Annotated in this window: 16 protein-coding genes; 5 read left to right on the plus strand and 11 right to left on the minus strand. The window is 70.4% G+C overall.

Annotated elements, in window-relative coordinates:
- Positions 1-25: 25 nt before the first annotated feature.
- From ACFYTS_RS31980 to ACFYTS_RS32010, 7 genes are all read right to left on the minus strand, one after another.
- On the minus strand, positions 26-853 hold the full coding sequence (locus ACFYTS_RS31980; RefSeq protein WP_357288141.1) for a hypothetical protein: 828 nt from the start codon (positions 851-853) through the stop codon (positions 26-28).
- A gap of 67 nt (positions 854-920) precedes the next feature.
- Positions 921-1232 carry a hypothetical protein gene (locus tag ACFYTS_RS31985; RefSeq protein WP_357083512.1) on the minus strand — a complete coding sequence of 104 codons (312 nt, stop codon included), beginning with the start codon at positions 1230-1232 and terminating at the stop codon, positions 921-923.
- On the minus strand, positions 1232-1522 hold the full coding sequence (locus ACFYTS_RS31990; protein ID WP_213556317.1) for a hypothetical protein: 291 nt from the start codon (positions 1520-1522) through the stop codon (positions 1232-1234). Before ACFYTS_RS31990 ends, ACFYTS_RS31985 begins: the two co-directional genes overlap by 1 nt.
- Positions 1519-1647 (minus strand): hypothetical protein, encoded by a 129-nt coding sequence (locus tag ACFYTS_RS31995; protein WP_387309162.1) that lies wholly within the window; start codon positions 1645-1647, stop codon positions 1519-1521. Before ACFYTS_RS31995 ends, ACFYTS_RS31990 begins: the two co-directional genes overlap by 4 nt.
- A gap of 2 nt (positions 1648-1649) precedes the next feature.
- Positions 1650-2318, minus strand: coding sequence for a hypothetical protein (locus tag ACFYTS_RS32000; protein ID WP_387309163.1), 669 nt, complete (start codon positions 2316-2318; stop codon positions 1650-1652).
- The gene (locus ACFYTS_RS32005; protein ID WP_357288143.1) at positions 2315-3190 is read right to left on the minus strand and encodes a hypothetical protein; all 876 of its coding nucleotides are present in this window, start codon (positions 3188-3190) and stop codon (positions 2315-2317) included. The genes ACFYTS_RS32000 and ACFYTS_RS32005 overlap by 4 nt, the downstream gene beginning before the upstream one ends.
- A 16-nt stretch (positions 3191-3206) precedes the next feature.
- Positions 3207-3836, minus strand: a complete 630-nt coding sequence (locus ACFYTS_RS32010) for a hypothetical protein (protein ID WP_387309164.1) — start codon at positions 3834-3836, stop codon at positions 3207-3209.
- 333 nt (positions 3837-4169) lie between these two features.
- On the opposite strand from ACFYTS_RS32010, the gene ACFYTS_RS32015 reads away from it, so the two are divergent.
- Positions 4170-4931 carry a 3-hydroxyacyl-CoA dehydrogenase gene (locus ACFYTS_RS32015; RefSeq protein ID WP_387309165.1) on the plus strand — a complete coding sequence of 254 codons (762 nt, stop codon included), beginning with the start codon at positions 4170-4172 and terminating at the stop codon, positions 4929-4931.
- An 88-nt stretch (positions 4932-5019) separates the two neighbouring features.
- Here the strand turns inward: ACFYTS_RS32015 and ACFYTS_RS32020 are convergent, their stop codons facing one another.
- Positions 5020-5796 (minus strand): metalloregulator ArsR/SmtB family transcription factor, encoded by a 777-nt coding sequence (locus tag ACFYTS_RS32020; protein ID WP_357288259.1) that lies wholly within the window; start codon positions 5794-5796, stop codon positions 5020-5022.
- Positions 5797-6013: 217 nt separating this feature from the next.
- On the opposite strand from ACFYTS_RS32020, the gene ACFYTS_RS32025 reads away from it, so the two are divergent.
- On the plus strand, positions 6014-7108 hold the full coding sequence (locus tag ACFYTS_RS32025; RefSeq protein WP_357288148.1) for an alpha/beta hydrolase: 1095 nt from the start codon (positions 6014-6016) through the stop codon (positions 7106-7108).
- 46 nt (positions 7109-7154) lie between these two features.
- Complete coding sequence (locus ACFYTS_RS32030) at positions 7155-7964, plus strand: SDR family oxidoreductase (protein WP_387309166.1); 810 nt, start codon at positions 7155-7157, stop codon at positions 7962-7964.
- Positions 7965-8124: 160 nt separating this feature from the next.
- Here ACFYTS_RS32030 and ACFYTS_RS32035 read toward each other — a convergent pair whose 3' ends face one another.
- The 3 genes from ACFYTS_RS32035 to ACFYTS_RS32045 form a co-directional block, all read right to left on the minus strand.
- The gene (locus ACFYTS_RS32035; RefSeq protein WP_387309167.1) at positions 8125-10431 is read right to left on the minus strand and encodes a LuxR C-terminal-related transcriptional regulator; all 2307 of its coding nucleotides are present in this window, start codon (positions 10429-10431) and stop codon (positions 8125-8127) included.
- A gap of 205 nt (positions 10432-10636) precedes the next feature.
- Positions 10637-11542 carry a hypothetical protein gene (locus ACFYTS_RS32040; RefSeq protein WP_387309168.1) on the minus strand — a complete coding sequence of 302 codons (906 nt, stop codon included), beginning with the start codon at positions 11540-11542 and terminating at the stop codon, positions 10637-10639.
- A 4-nt stretch (positions 11543-11546) separates the two neighbouring features.
- The gene (locus ACFYTS_RS32045; RefSeq protein ID WP_387309169.1) at positions 11547-12593 is read right to left on the minus strand and encodes a 3-oxoacyl-ACP synthase III family protein; all 1047 of its coding nucleotides are present in this window, start codon (positions 12591-12593) and stop codon (positions 11547-11549) included.
- Positions 12594-12903: 310 nt separating this feature from the next.
- Here ACFYTS_RS32045 and ACFYTS_RS32050 point away from each other — a divergent pair, with 310 nt between their 5' ends.
- A complete protein-coding gene (locus tag ACFYTS_RS32050) occupies positions 12904-14571 on the plus strand; it encodes a fatty acid CoA ligase family protein (protein ID WP_387309170.1) in 1668 nt (555 codons plus the stop codon).
- Positions 14568-15602: an NAD-dependent epimerase/dehydratase family protein gene (locus tag ACFYTS_RS32055; RefSeq protein WP_387309171.1), complete on the plus strand. Its 1035-nt coding sequence runs from the start codon at positions 14568-14570 to the stop codon at positions 15600-15602. Before ACFYTS_RS32050 ends, ACFYTS_RS32055 begins: the two co-directional genes overlap by 4 nt.
- Positions 15603-15625: the final 23 nt, after the last annotated feature.

Here is a 15625-nt window from a genome sequence, read left to right on the forward strand (position 1 = left end):
TCTGTCACCTGTGGAGCTGTTGTCGTCACCAACGGGTCCACCCCGCCAGCGAATCCACGTACTCGGTCTGCGAAGTCCGCGACGTGGAGGGCTTGAGCCGCCAGTCTCCGGCGTCCCAGACCATGATCAGGCGCACCGCCGCCCACAACTGCCGGCCGTCGACGACGGGCCCGCGCGCGGCCAGCCGCACGATGGCCATGTCGTCGGCGTAGTTCTCGACCTGGAAGCCGTCGGGGGCGACCAGGTAGCGGGTCACCTTCTCGGGCTGCTGTTTCGGCAGCCGCTGATCGGCCAGCGCCTGGTCGTAGGCGGTGAGCTGTTCGGCGGGCACACGGACCTGCCGCACGTACAGCTCCCGGTCCGCGGGCCGGGCGTTGAGCCGGTAGGTGATCTGCGCCGCCGCCAGGGCCGCGCCCTGCGGGGTGTGCGAATAACCCACGGCCAGGCCGTTTTCCAGGCGAGCCGGGCCGTCGGAGGTGGAGAAGGGGACCGACGCCCCGTACACCCGCTGCCAGCCGTGCGGATCGGTGATGCCCAGCGGGGCCGCGGTCAGCCAGTCGGTGTCGGTGGCCTTGCGCTGTTTGCCGGGTACCTGCGGCAGGGGCTGGCCCGCCGTGTTGTTGGGGATGTCGATGCGGCGGCCGAACAGATCCACCTCGGGTGAGGCGAATCCGGTGGCGCCGGTGTCCGAGGTCGCCGGCGTCGCGCCGGGGTCGGGTTTGGCGCTGGGCTTGGCGTCGCCGTGCCCGAAATAGACCACCAGACCGGCGATCAGGATGACCGCCACCAGGGCGGCCGAGGCGATCACGCCGAACGAGACGCCGTCGCGCTCGGGCGACTCCTTCTCGCTCATCGCAGTGCCTCCACGGTGTCGTTGACAAGAGCATGTGTGCGGGTGGTCAATTCAGCCGACCGGCCCCTCAGGTCGGCAGCAGGGCCAGCGCGATGCCGCTGGCCGAGGTCGCCATGATCGCGCCCAGCAGGCTCATCACCACCCCGTGCGTCGCCTCGTTGGCCGCCAGGTCGCCGCGGAACGCGTACCACAGCCGGCCCGCGGCCAGGATCATCCAGGCCAGGCAGAACAGCAGGACGCACCACAGCAGCCAGTCGATGAGCTGCATCATCGGCCGGAGCACATCGGCCGGCATCTGTTTGTAGGCCAGCACGGCCACCGCGTCCGCGCGGGTGGAGAGCGCGGCATGCAGGGCCTGCGGCACCAGCGCGGCGGGCATTAGGTGATCACTGCGTTCATGATCGTGCCCGCGCTGGTCGCGACGATGCCTCCGATCATCGCGCCGGCCACCATCTTCGGGGACTCCAAACCGCCTCCCGTCCACTTCTCCCAGGCGAACCGGCCACCGGCGTAGGTGATGCCCAGGATTCCCGACAAAAGTACGAACCAGGTGAAGTACCGAACCAGTTTCAGCAACTTGTCCGACGCGGGCGGCGCCTCGGGGGTCGGGTTACCGACCTGGGCGAGGATCTGACCGTACGCGTCATGTACGGCGAGGAGCATGCTCATTGTCTGTCCTTCTCCAAAAGCGAACTGCTAGTAACAATCTCGCCGATCACCGGCCCCGCCGTCCAACCGGAGGCGGCGCCTACTTCGGAAATCTTTCCAGCACAATGCAATCCAAGGGTGTTCATGATCACTCCCCCCGGTCCGTGAACACGTCACGGGGGGAGTCGAGCGCGTCCTGGGCGGCGGCCACGATGCCCGCGCCCAGGTCCCGCACAGCCTGCGTAACCTCTTCCAACGGATCGGGTTTGCGCTTGCGCTGCACCGGCGGCGGGTCGCCGGGCGACCAGACGGGCAACTGGTCGGCTTCGACCAGCGTCCACTCCTCGTGCCAGGGCAGCTGCCACACCTGACCGGCCAGCGAACCGACCACGTCGCGGTAGCGGCGGATCTCGGCGGGCATCCGGCCCGGGCGCGCGGCCACGGTGATCAGCCCCAGCACCTCACACGGACCGGCCAGTCCGGCGTGATGCTGGCGCAGCAGGTCGTGGGCGCGGGTGAGCCCGGCGATGGTCTCGCGGGCCACCAGCACCACGAACGGGGACTCCCGTTCGAAGACGCCGGGCCAGCGCCGGTACGAATCCGCCGCCGGCGCAAGCACATGCGCGAGCGTGGTCGCGCCCGCGCCGCCGTGCACGCCGAGCAGCCACACCAGCGGCGCCCGGCCGCCACCGGGTACGGGTCGGTCCCACAGGGGTGCGCGGCGGGCTTCCGGCGGTGGCACCACACCGGCCGCGAAAGCGGCCCCTGAATCGATGTTCCGGTCGGCGGATCGGCGTTCCTTCATGGCTGCGGTCATGATGCCACTCCAGCAAGCAGGCGGCGATACGCGCGGCGTGTCTCGGCGGCCAGCTCGCTGTGCCGCACCAGCTCCCCCCGCGCGAGGTGTGCGTCATAGGGTATCTCGACGACCTCGTTCACCCAACCGTCCAGATGCTCGCGCAAATGTTCAGCGATTCGAGAATCGCTGCCCGGCAACTGATGTGAGACGACGATCGTGGTGTCGCCGACAATTCCGTCGCCGGGGCCCTCGCCCTGCCCGCCGAACTGATCGTCGAGCCACTCCAGGGTGACGCGCAGCCGGTTGGCGGCGTCCACGCGCGCCGGAATCGCCAGCACCAGTGCGATATCGGCGTCTTCGAGCAGCGGGCGCAGGTGCCGGCTGGCGATCGGATTGCCGCCGTCGTAAACCGGGGTGTACCCGGACTCCCCGAGGGCGCGGGCGACGGTCAGGTAGGTGGCGCGGCGGCGCAGCGGCGCGGGATCGCGCCACAGCAACCCGATTCCGGATGTCGCCCGCGAGAGGCACTCCTTGAGCGGCGCGGGCTCGTCGTCGCCGCGGCCGTAGAGCCAGGCCTGCAGGCTGATCGGGCTCAGATGCTCGTCAGCGCCCCGCAGCGCTAGGTCGCTGCCCGCGAAAGTGCCGTCCACGGCCACGGTTCGGTCACCGGCGGCGCCCAGCTCCCCCGCGATGCCGAGCGCGGTGGTCGTCGTCCCGGCACCACCGCAGCCTCCCACCACCAGAATCGGGCGCGGGGCGGGTCCGGACTCGCCGGAATCGCCACGGCGCTTGCGCAAGCGCACCACCGGAGTCTTGGAACGCGCGGCACGACCCGACGATTCGCCCACTTCGGGCACATCGTCGAGCCAGCGGCTCCAGTCCTGATCCATTGTCTCCGCTCTCTTCTTATCCGGCCGGAACGCCCGCGGTGGGTCCATGGTCGCCGATGATCGCGGGGGCCGTCATCTCGTTGTACGCCGCCGCGACCGCGATCGGGTGAGAACCGGCCCCGGCGCCGGGTTCGCCGAGGGATTGCGCCGAGCCGCCATGGGAATCCAGCACATACAGGGCAACCCCACCGACGATGGCCAGCAAAACAATGGCAACGATCAGGAAGGCGAGCGTGAGCAGCCGCCGATCCGGGAGGCGTTGGGCGAGTGCGGGTTCGGGGACCTCGAAGGTCTCGCGCCACTGCGCGGTGGTGTCGATCGCCGGGATGGCGGGTTCGCCACTGTCCGTGGGGAATTCGATCACGGTGTTCCCGCGGTAGCGCGGCGGCGTGTAGGGGTCGGTCTCGCCGGTCCCGGTCATCCAGTCCGACCAGGTGCCGTCGAAGCGATTGTGCCGCAGCACCGATTCGGGGACCGGCGGCAGTTCGACCTCGGGCTCGGTGTCGTGAATGTAGTGCGGGAAGCGGGCCGGGCCGGCGCTCTCGTCGAAGGCGGGCGTCTCGGGGGCCGCGTCGCGAGCGGGCGGTTCGGGGGTGGCCGGGTCGAGGGCCGGGTACCAGCGCGACTGTTTTTTGTACGACTTCAACATTCCCGCTGGGGGCACGTCGCTCGGCATCGTCTGACCCTCTCGGCGGTCGGTCGTGGCTGACGGTGTGTTGTCGTCGGTGATCGGTGGTACCGGGTGCGTCCGCCGGCACCACGTCGCCACCGGCTCCGCGTCCGAACGGTCCCGATCGGAAATTCTCTCGCATGAACAGGATTCCAACGACTCGACGCGCCGGACGACACACCGTTCAATCCGCGCGTGCGCGCGAGTAGCAGGGTTCGTACGGTCTCGTGAACGCCACGCCGACGGGGCGGTCTTCCCTGCGATCCGAGCGGAATCTACATTAACAAGACCAAGAATTTTGGAGGTTTTGTGAAGACAGCAGATATCGTCGCGGTTGTGACCGGCGGCGCGTCGGGACTGGGCATGGCCACCGTGCGGGAACTGCACTCGGCCGGCGCGAAGGTCGTTATCCTCGACCTTCCCTCGTCCGACGGCAAGGCTTTCGCCGAGGAACTCGGTGAGCGCGCGGTGTTCTCCCCCGGCGACGTCACCAGCGAGGCGGACGTGAGCGCCGCGCTGGATGCCACTCAGGCGCTCGGCACCCTGCGAATCGCGGTGAACTGCGCGGGAATCGGCAATGCCGTCAAGACGGTCGGCAAGCAGGGCGCGTTCCCGCTGGAGGCCTTCTCCAAGATCATCAACGTTAACCTGATCGGCACGTTCAACGTGATCCGCCTGGCCGCCGAGCGCATGTCCGCGGTCGAGGAGGCCGACGGCGAGCGCGGCGTCATCGTCAACACCGCCTCGGTCGCGGCGTACGACGGCCAGATCGGCCAGGCCGCCTACTCCGCCTCCAAGGGCGGCATCGTCGGCCTGACCCTGCCGGTCGCCCGCGACCTGGCCTCGTACAAGATCCGCGTCATGACCATCGCGCCGGGCCTGTTCCACACCCCGCTGTTCGCGACCCTGCCGCAGCAGGCCATCGACGCGCTCGGCGCGCAGGTGCCGCACCCCTCGCGCCTGGGCGACCCGGCCGAGTACGCCGCCCTGGTCCGCCACATCGTGGAGAACCCGATGCTCAACGGCGAGGTCATCCGCCTCGACGGCGCGATCCGCATGGCCCCGCGCTAATCAGCGGGCAGCGGCGCCCGGCGCGCCGCGAACACGCCAACGGCACCGGCGCGAGCACACGCTTGCCCGGTGCCGTTCGCGTTCCGGATCAGGAGCAGGCCGCCGGCTCCATCTCCCAGGGCGCCTGCGGGAGCACCGCACCGGTCTCCAGCAGCGATTTGAGGTTGGCCAGGACCGCGGGCCAACCGCTCGAAATGCCTTGCAGCATTTCCTGGTTCGGCAGGTTCTCGTGGGTGACGGTGAGCCGCACGATGTCCTGGTGCGGCTCGATCGAGAAGGTCACCACCGACGGCGAGCGCTCCTCCTGCGGGGAGTCCTCGAAGGTGACCACCAGGCGGTTGGGCTGGTCGGCCTCGAGTACCTTGCCGACGACGTCGAGCTTGTCCGAGCCGTCGACGCGGCGGTGCTCCCAGCGCGAACCCTCCTGCCAGTCGGACACATTCGCGTGTCCCCAGTACTGGGCGGTCAGGTCGGCGTCGGTCAGGGCCTTCCACACCTGCTCGGCGCTGGCCCGGATGTAGGTGACGTAGACGTAGTTCGGCACGGTGGTGGTCATGGCGTACTCCTCTGCCTGGTCTTTGATGGCGCGCAGGACGTCCAGCCGGGGTCGGTCGAACACGGAGATCCAACGCTGTTCGATGTCGTGAATCGGGGTCGGATTGATGTAGTGCACCCGTTCGCGGCCGCGGCGCAGCACGGTGACCAGCCCCGCCCGCTCGAGAATGTCGAGGTGCTGGGTCACCGATTGCCGGGCCATCGCGACCCGTTCGCACAGTTCCCGCAGCGTCTGACCGTTGTGTTCACGCAGCCGGTCGAGCAGCTGCCGCCGAGTGGCGTCGGCCAGGGCCTTGAAGACCGTGTCCATGTCGGGTTCGGGTTGCACGGCTCAAATTATGCAGGCATTTACCTGCATAAGTCAACGGGGGTGCCGCACGCGCCGGAGCGCACCCCCGATTTCGTGGGAATTTCGTTCTCGGGCATGACAATCCGCGTCCGAGCGGTCAAGATGGTCAACGGCCTTCAGCCGAACCGACATCGTTGTCTCTTCAGCGCCTCCTGCCGTGGCGCGGACAGGAGTGCCCGTGGCGACCACGCCGCAGCCCTCACACCCCGTGCCCGCGGGCCAGGATCCCGCATCCCCGGTGCGCCCGGCATCGTCAGTGCGCCCCGCGTCCTCGGTGATCGTGGAGACGATCCCCCCGGCCCGCATCGGGACCCGGCTCGTGCACCCCGTCCTGCGCACCACGCTCCAGCAGTTCCTGCGCGCCGGAGCCTGGGTCGCCGACCTGGGACCGCGTCCGGCCAACCTGATCTTCCGGGTGACCCGGCTGTCCGAGCAGCCCGCCCGGGTCATGGGCACCCCGCGCGGCACCCGCCGCGAAACCCTGCGCTTCGAGCACTTCGAGGCCGAATGGCTGTGGAGCGCACCGGTTCCCGATCCGCGCGTGGACCGCGACGCCGCCATCCTCTACCTGCACGGCGGCGCGTTCATCGCGGGCGGCCTGCACAGCTATCGCCGCCACACCGCGCGCCTGGCCGCGCTGAGCGAGTTGCCGGTGCTGACCGTCGACTACCGCCAGCTGCCCGACGCGCACCCCAACGAGAGCCTCGCCGACGCGCTCACCGGGTACCGGCATCTGCTCGACGAGGGCTTCCCGCCGGAGAAGATCATCGTGGCCGGCGATTCCGCGGGCGGCGGACTGGCATTGCGGCTGGCGCTCACGCTGCGTGAGCGGGAGCTGCCATTGCCGGTGGCGCTGTCGGTCACCTCGCCGTGGGCCGATTTCGACTCGACCGCCCGTCTCGCGCACCCCAACAGCCGCGACGACGCGGTGCTACCCGCGCTCGGACCGGACATGGTGGTGCGCCGCGGTATCGCGGTGGACGGGGAGCTGGATCCGGCGTGGTCGGTGGTGAATCACGACTTCACCGGTCTGCCACCGATTTTCCTGCAGGTCGGGTCCCGGGAGATGCTGCTGACCGACGCGCTCGCGGTGGCGCGCCGGGCCGAGGCGGCCGGGGTGTCGCTGCGCCTGCAGATCCGGCCCAGCGCGCCGCACACCCTCATCCACCTGGGCGCGGATCTGCTCGCCGACGGCCGCGACGCCGCCCGCGACGCGGCCGAGTTCCATCGTGCGATGATCGATCCGGGTCGCGTCGGCCGCAGCGCGGCCTGACCGCGAGTATCAGCGGCGGCCCGAACCCGCGATCCGAGAGGCTCCGATGTCCCAGCCTGACAGCGCTTCCCGCCCCGCGGTCCTGGTCACCGGCGCGGCCGCCGGGATCGGCCGCGCCATCGCCGCCCGCTTCGCGCGGGAGGGCTGGACGGTCGGTCTCTATGACATCGACGCCGACACCGTGGCCCGTACCGCCGCGGAGATCGGCGGGCACACGATCACCGGCGCGTTCGACGTCACCGATGCGGCGGGCTGGGATCGGGCGCTCAAGGAATTCGCCGGGGCGACCGGTCGTCTCGATCTGCTGGTCAACAACGCGGGCATCCTGGTGTCGGGGGCGTTCGGCGATATCGACGTGGACCGCCAGCACCGTGTGGTGGACGTCAATGTGAAGGGCGTCCTCAACGGGTGCCACACCGCGCTCCCCTATCTGCGCCGGACGCCGGGCAGCCGGGTGATCAACCTGGCGTCGGCGTCGGCGCTCTACGGACAGCCCGGGCTGGCCGTGTACGGAGCGACCAAGGCCGCGGTCCGCAGTCTCACCGAGGCCCTCGACCTGGAGTGGCGGCAGTACGGGATCACGGTCAGCGATCTGCTGCCGCTGTTCGTGGCGACCGACATGATGACCGAGGTGAGCCGCGGCTCGAAATCCGCGGCCACCCTCGGGGTGCGGCTGACCCCGCAGGATGTAGCGGACGCGGTGTGGCGGACCGCGTCCGGCCGCGGACGGCTGCGCGGCCCGCACGTGCTGGTCGGACTACAAACCAAACTGACTGGTCTGGCGATGCGGTTGTCCCCGCCGTCCGTGACGCGCGCGATCGTCGGCTGGATCAGCAAGGCCGATTCGCTGCACTAGCCGCGGGTTCACAGGGCGCCAGGTCGCCCACGACGAAGATGATCAGGCCCACTGTCAAGGTCAGCGCACCCGCCAGACCGAGTGGCATGGGCCGTGCCTTCCCGGCGAATTCGTCCTCGACCCCGGTCAGCCAGTTGATGGCAGCCGACCTTGGTGCGGGTCAGCCGGTGGCGGTTCTTCCGCTCGCCGCGGTCCGCGCGGCCAGGGCGAATCGCAGTTCGCTGCGGCGGGCGACGGACAGTTTGCGGTACACCCGGGTGAGGTGCTGCTCGACCGTGCTGGTGGTGATGTCGAGGGTTTCGGCGATATCGCGATTGCGATTCCCGCTCGCGGCCAGTTCGGCCACGCGCCGCTCGGCCGGGCTCAGGGTCTCGAAGCCGCTGCCGCCCAGCGTGTCTCGCGGTCCTGGTCCGGAGTCGACCTGCAGTCGGGCCAGGAGCGGTTCCGCGCCGGAGGTTTCGGCGAGCCGCGCCGCCTCGCGCAACGGCGGGCGCGCTCGATCGGCCTCCCCCAGCGCGCGGTAGGCGGCCCCGAGATCGGCCAGCACGGTGGCCAATTCGAGTTCGTCGCCGCCGGAGCGGGCCAGGGCGGCCGCGCGCCGCAGCAGGGTGACCCGTCGCAGCGGGTCACCGGTGGCGGCCAGCAGTCGCAGCGACACCCCGCCGCTGTGATGCCGTTCGGCCCCGCCGATCGCGTCCAGGTGCCGGGTGGCGAGAGCGCGGGCCTGCCGCGACTCCCCCGCCGCCAGGCTCACTGCGGCCAGGTCGTTGCGCCACGGTGCGAGCCACGCGAAGTCCAGGCCCCACTCGGTCATGAGCCGGCCGCAGCGGCGGAAGTGGCGTTCGGCCTCGTCGAGCAGCCCGATGGCCAGGCAGTGCTCGCCGCGGGCGCGCAGATAGCCCAGCGCGAAACGGGTTTCGAACACCGCGCGCGGCAGCGGGCGTTCCAGTTGGGCGGCGGCCTCCACGTGACGCCCCTGCGCGGTGAGGGCGCGCACCAGCACCGCGACCGCCCGGCCGAGCCACACCCCGAGCTGTTCGGCGGGCAGCAGGTTCAGCGCCGCGGCGGCGTGTCCGGCGGCCTCGGCCGGATTGCCTTTGCGCAGCAGTGTTTCCGCGCGGGCCGTGGCGAACAGCGCCTGCCAGGTCGGGGCGCGCCGCGCGGTCGCCTCCGCGAGCAGCGACGCGCACCAGGCATCGGCGGCGTCGAGGCGGTCGGTGTGCAGCAGGCAGTCCACGGCGGCCACCAGCACTTCGACGGTGTCCGGCGCGAGGCGGTGCTGGGCCAGCATGCGTTGCGCCGCCGCGGCGGTCTCCTCCGGCGGACGCTGATTCCACAGGCCGTCGAGCAGGGCGGCGGCCTGCCGGTGCGCCGAATCACGCTGCGGCGCATGCGGACCGGACGCCGCGCGGCGGGGCGTGCTCCGGGGAACCGGAGACCCTTTCGTGGCCCGCGAGCTCGCGGGATCGGCGTGTCCACCCGAGTGCGCGTCGTGGTGTGCGATGGCGGGTGCCTGGGAGCCCGACTTCGCTCCGCAGCTCGGTGCGGCGAGCAGCCAGGAGTGCCGCTGGGCCTGGACCGGGTGGGTGTAGCGCAGCCACGCGCCGAGGAATTCGAGCCGATCGCCGAGCGCGGCGTCCGCCTCCCGCCGCAGCCGCAGCAGGGCGTGGTCGGCGTGCAATATGTGACCGTGCCAGAGCATCTGCAGCACGGTCATCGGGAGCTCCGGGCACGGCACCCGCCCGGTGCGCAGCGCCGCCTTGAGCCGCCCGAAGTTGCGGGTGCGACCGGACGGATTGATCCGCCATTCGACCGCGACCAGCTTCGTCGCGATCCCCGCCCGCTCGTCGGCTCGGCGACTGGCCCGATAGGCGAGCTCCAAATAGGTTCCGGCACTGTCCCATTCGTCGGCGTCGAAGGCATGGTCGGCGACTTCCAGCAGCACCTGCGCCGCCCAGGACCCGCGCGTGTCCCCCGCCGCGACCAGGTGCGCCGCCACCACCGCCGCCGGAAACCCCTCCCGGCACAGCAGTTCCGCCGCCGCCGCGTGCAACGCCCGCCGCTCCTCCTCCGGAAGCTCACGCAGCACCAGCGCCGCCATGTCCGGATGCGGACGACACTCCCCCACGATCAGCCCGGCCCGCACCAATGCCGCCGTCACCGCCCGGATCTCGCCCACGCCGCGGCCGAGCAGCGCCGCCACCCGGCCCAGGGAAGCATGATCGCCCAGCACCGCCGCCACCCGCGCCACCCGCAGCCGCTCGGTCTCGGCCGCCTTCGACCGGGGCACGGAGGCGTTCACCCGCCCGGCTCGGGCAATCGCCGGAACCGCGGTGGTGGACCGTAGCTCGCCCGAATCCGTCTGCGCGCCGGCCGCATCCGGCCGCGCTCGCGTCGCCGCCGGGTCGACCCGGCCCGCGGTCGTGCGGATGGCGGGCGCGCCGCTCGTTCCGCCACCGGCCCCCACCGGTAATCCCCCTCGGTCCCGTGCGACCGACCGTGCCATCTGAGGTCCCTTCACCGAATCGCGGGCGCCCGGCTGTCGGACATGGCACGGCGAGCTTCGGTGTGCGCGAGCGGCATCATTGCAGCGAGGGCGTGTGGACGCCCAGGATCAGCCGGGGCACAGCGGGTTTCGAAATCTACTGCCAAACAGTGTATTTCACTTTCCCCTAGGAGGTGGGGGCGAGCACTCGCGGACGGTAGACCAGGGCGGCGGCCGCGTCGCCGTCCACGCCGAGGAACACCACGGACCGGGCCTCGTCGAGCATGCCCTGGCCCGCCGCGCTCAGGTAGGCGTGCACCGGGCCCGCCGAGTACGGGTCGCCCGCGAAGGGATCGATTCCGGCCACCGCCGCCGACGGCACCCCGACCCGGTAGGCCACGCGCTCGCGAAATCCGGCGACCGGGGCCGGGGCGAGCAGCACCGCCGCGCCGGTCGCGAAGTCGCCGGGCTCGAGGCCCTCGCCGGAAAGGCATTCCCGCAGTATGGTTTCGGCGAGGTCGAGCGGATCGGAGGTGGCGGCGCGCACGGTCAGCGCGCCGCGGCCCGCGGTTCCGGCGGCCTCGAGGTCGGCCCACGCGGTCGGGGTGAGCGGGCCGCTGTTCCCCGTCGTGTAGAGGCGGCCGAAACCGCCCGCGCCACCGTCGGCGCGCAGCAGGATCGCCGCACCGCTGGCGGTGTACGGGAAGTCCTCACGGCCGCGTTCGGTGGTGGGGTGGGTGTCCCCGGCGACGATGAGCGCGTACTCGACATCACCGAGCCCGGTGAAGCAGTGCGCGGTCATGAGGGCGTGCAGCACCCCGGTGGCGCCGTTGAGCAGATCGAAGGAGAAGGCGGGCAGGCGGCCGGTCTCGTACTCCAGACCGACCTCGAGGCGCTTCTGGATCAGTGCGGCGACGGCGGGTTCGGCGATATTGCTGTCGCGGAACACCCCGGCATTGATCACCAGGCCGACCCGGTCGGCGGAGATCTCGGCGGCGGCCAGCGCCTGCCGTCCCGCGCGGGCGGCGAGTTCGAAATAGCTTCCGGTGTCGGCGTCGGTGCACACGGCCGCCGAAACGATTGCGGTGGTCATGGATTCAGGCCTCCAGCCGGGAGATCGTCGCGGCGAGGTGACCGGAGACCACCCCGGACGCCTCGGGGATCAGCAGCACCTTGGAGCCGCGCGGAATTCGCCCCTGCGCCAGATGTTCGCGCAGCACCAGGAAGTGGGAGGTGGACGCGGTATTGCCGTACTCGGCGTAGATATTGAGCGCCTGCGGCATGGGGGTGTCGAAATGGCGTTCGGTGAGCGAGCTGATGTACTCGATGGCCGGGCCGCTGAACTGGTGGTGGATCCAGTAGTCGTATTTCTCGCTCTCCCACGCTCGGCCGGTCTCGAAGAGGAAGTCGGCCATGCGGGAAATGCCCTGCAGGAATCGTGATTCGCTGGCCAGTGCCCGGTTGTCGGTGTACATGGCGATGCCGGTGGTCTTGTCACTCGGCATGCCGATGCAGTGTTCCGCGCCGGCCGAGGTGGTCATGAGTTCGATGTAGTGGATCTCGTCGTCATCGTCACCGCGGTCGTCGACCACCACCGCCACCGCGGCGTCGCCGACGGTGAGCGCCGCGAACTGCGGGTCGTAGGGCTTGGAGATCTCGCGGGTGGCGGTCTCGGCGATGGGGGTGATCTGCTCGCCGCTGACCACCAGGCCGCGGCGCACCACGCCGGCCTTGATCATGCGGTCCAGCACCAGCACGCCGGTGATCATCCCGGCGCAGGCGTTGGACAGATCGAAGTGCAGGGCCTTGCCCGCGCCGATGGCGGCGCCCAGCTGGGCGGCGAACGACGGGGCGAAGCAGTATTGCCCGGGCGCGGTGAAGCGGGTGATCGAGACCGAGATGATCACGTCCAGATCCTCGGCCGTGTAGCCGGAGCGTTCCAGGCAATCCTCGATGGCCCGCTGCGCGAGCACGAAGGAGGATTCGTAATCGCCGGGGTCGCTATTGTGCACGCGGCGATTCTTGATTCCGGTAATTCGTTCCAGATCCAAGGCCCGCGGTACCGACAGGGCATTGATGACGTCTTCGGTGGAACGGATGGTGCTGGGTGTATACGCGCCAATGGATTCGAAGCGTGTACGCATGTGGCCCCCTGCTCTCTCGGGTGATTTCCGTAGGCCCCGATGCCGAGTGGAAAGCTACCGTACGGAGGGGTGGACGGGAGGTGGGCGTTGATCACGGATCAGCCTGTTGTACACAGTATTTCGAATCCGCGTAGGGGTGGGATAGGGGGTGCGGAGTAACCGGTGTCGGTACCGCGAGACACACTAACATTGTTGTCCATCAAAGGAATTCGAATCAATACGGCTGGCGGCCACGGTGAGCCCCGTGTAGCCTCACCGACATATTTCTCGCATTCCTCGACAATTCCCTGGGGGAAGTGTGTCGCATTCCTTGCCCACTGTTTATTGGCGCGCCCTCGATCGATTCACCGATATCGTTTCCGAGCATCCTTCCCGGGCGGCGGTGATCCACGCCGAGGGCCGGACCCGGGCCGGCCTGCCCGACTACCGGCAACTCACCTACGCCGAACTCGACGCCTGGTCGGACACCATTGCCGAGCGGTTCCTCACGGCCGGGGTGGGCGCAGGCGTGCGCACCATCGTGCTGGTGCGACCGGGGCCGGAGCTGTACGCGGTGCTGTACGGACTGTTCAAGATCGGCGCGGTGCCGGTGGTGATCGACCCCGGCATGGGGTTGTTCAAGATGCTGCGCTGCCTGCGCGCCGCCGACGCCGAGGCGTTCGTGGGGGTCACCGAGGCGCAGGCGCTGCGCATCGTGTTCCGCGCCTACTTCCGCAAGGTGCGGGTGGCGGTCACCGTGGGCCGGTCCTGGTGGCAGGGACCCACCCTCGAGAGCTGGGGCCGCACACCGGCTTCCGCCCTGCCCGAGCGCGAGCCCGCGCCCGATGACGAGCCGCTGCTGATCGCCTACACCACCGGCAGCACCGGGCCCGCGAAGGCGGTGGTGCTCACCCACGGCAATCTCGCGGCCATGATCGATCAGGTGGACGCCGCGCGCGAGCACGTCGCGCCGGAGACCTCGCTGATCACCGCGCCGGTGGCGGGCATCCTGGAACTGTTGCTCGGATCCCGGTGCGTGCTACCGCCGTTGATCCCGTCCAAGGTCGGGGCAACCGATCCCGCGCACGTGGTGGACGCGGTCGAACGGTTCCAGGTGCGGACCATGTTCGCCTCTCCCGCCGTGCTGATCCCGCTGCTGGACCACATCCGCCGCACCGGGGCCGCGCTGCCGAGCATTCGCAGCGTCTACTCCGGCGGCGCGCCGGTGCCGGACAGCTGCATCGCCGGACTGCGCGAGGTGCTGCCCACCGACGCCCGGGTGTACTCGGGATACGGCGCGACCGAGGCGCTGCCCATGGCCACCATCGAATCCCGGGAACTGCTGGGCGAACTCGTGGCGCAGGCCCACACCGGGCACGGCGTCTGCGTGGGCGCGCCGGCGCTGCACGTGCGGGCCCGCATCATCCCGATCACCGATGATCCGCTGCCGGACTGGCCGGATGTCGAGGGGCGGGGCGGCCTCGCGGGCCCGCTCGGGATCGGGGAGCTGGTGGTGTCCGGGCCGAATGTCAGCACCCACTACTTCTGGCCGCCGACCGCGGACCGGGTCGGCAAGATCGCCGACGACGAGGTGATCTGGCATCGCACCGGCGATCTGGCGTGGCTCGACGACGCGGGACGAATCCGGTTCTGCGGCCGCAAGAGTCAACGCCTGGAGACGGCGCGCGGTCCGATGTTCACCGTCCAGGTCGAGCAGGTGTTCAACACCGTCGCGGGCGTCGCCCGGACCGCGCTGGTCGGCGTGGGCACGCGCGGCGAGCACCTGCCGGTGCTGTGCGTCGAACTCGAGCCCGGCGCCGACCGCGACGCCGTCGAGCGCGAATTGCGCGGGCGGCGCGACGAATTCGAGATCACCAAGCCGGTGACGGAGTTCCTGTTCCATCCCCGGTTCCCGGTCGACATCCGCCACAACGCCAAGATCGGCCGCGAACGGCTGACGGTATGGGCGGACAAGCAGCTCGGACCGGGGGCGTCATGAAGGTCTTGGTGACCGGAGCCTCGGGGTTCCTCGGCGGTGCGCTGACCCGCCGCCTGGTCGGGGACGGCGAGCACGAGGTGTCGATTCTGGTGCGGCCCACCAGCGATCTGCGCGACCTGACCCCGGTCCTGGACCAGGTGGAGCGGGTGGTCGGCGATCTCGGCGATCCGGCGTCGCTGGAGCGGGCGGTCGCGGGCGTGGACATGGTGTTCCACAGTGCGGCCCGGGTCGACGAACGCGGCACCCGCGCCCGCTTCTGGGCCGAGAACACCACGGCCACCGCGCGTTTGCTGGCCGCGGCCGCCGCCGGTGGCGCGCGCCGGTTCGTGTTCGTGTCGAGTCCGAGCGCGCTGATGGATCGTGACGGCGGCGACCAGATCGATATAGACGAGTCGGTTCCGTATCCGTCGCGCTATCTGAACCACTACTGCGAGACCAAGGCCGCCGCCGAACGCCTGGTGCTGGCGGCCGATGCGCCCGGCTTCACCACCTGCGCGCTGCGGCCGCGCGCCATCTGGGGCGCGGGCGACCGGTCCGGGCCCATCGTGCGGCTCCTGGAGCGGGCGGCGGCGGGGACCCTGCCGGATCTGTCGGGCGGGCGCGGCGTCCACGCCTCGCTGTGCCACGTGGACAATATCGTCGACGCCATGGTCAAGGCCGCGGGCGGCGAGAACGTCGGTGGCAGAGCGTATTTCATCGCCGACGCCGAACGCACCGAGGTGTGGGGGTTCCTGGCCGAGGTCGCCGCCGACCTCGGGTATCCGCCGCCGGGCCGGGCGCTGGACCCGCGTCTGGTGGCGCTGGTGGTGTCGGTGATCGAGAACCTCAGGCGGGTCCCGTATCTGGCCGAGCACTGGACCCCGCCGCTGTCGCGCTACTCGGTGGCGGTGCTCACCCGCACCGGCACCTACGACACCTCGGCCGCCGCCCGCGATTTCGGATACCGGCCCGTTATGGACCGCGACACCGGCATGGCCGAACTGAAATCCTGGATCCACCGCACGGGGGTGATCGCCGGATCCACCCACTGACCAGCGTTCGGGCGCTCTCCGCG

It is taken from the genome of Nocardia sp. NPDC004151 (genome assembly GCF_042874235.1).
GTDB lineage: Bacteria > Actinomycetota > Actinomycetes > Mycobacteriales > Mycobacteriaceae > Nocardia.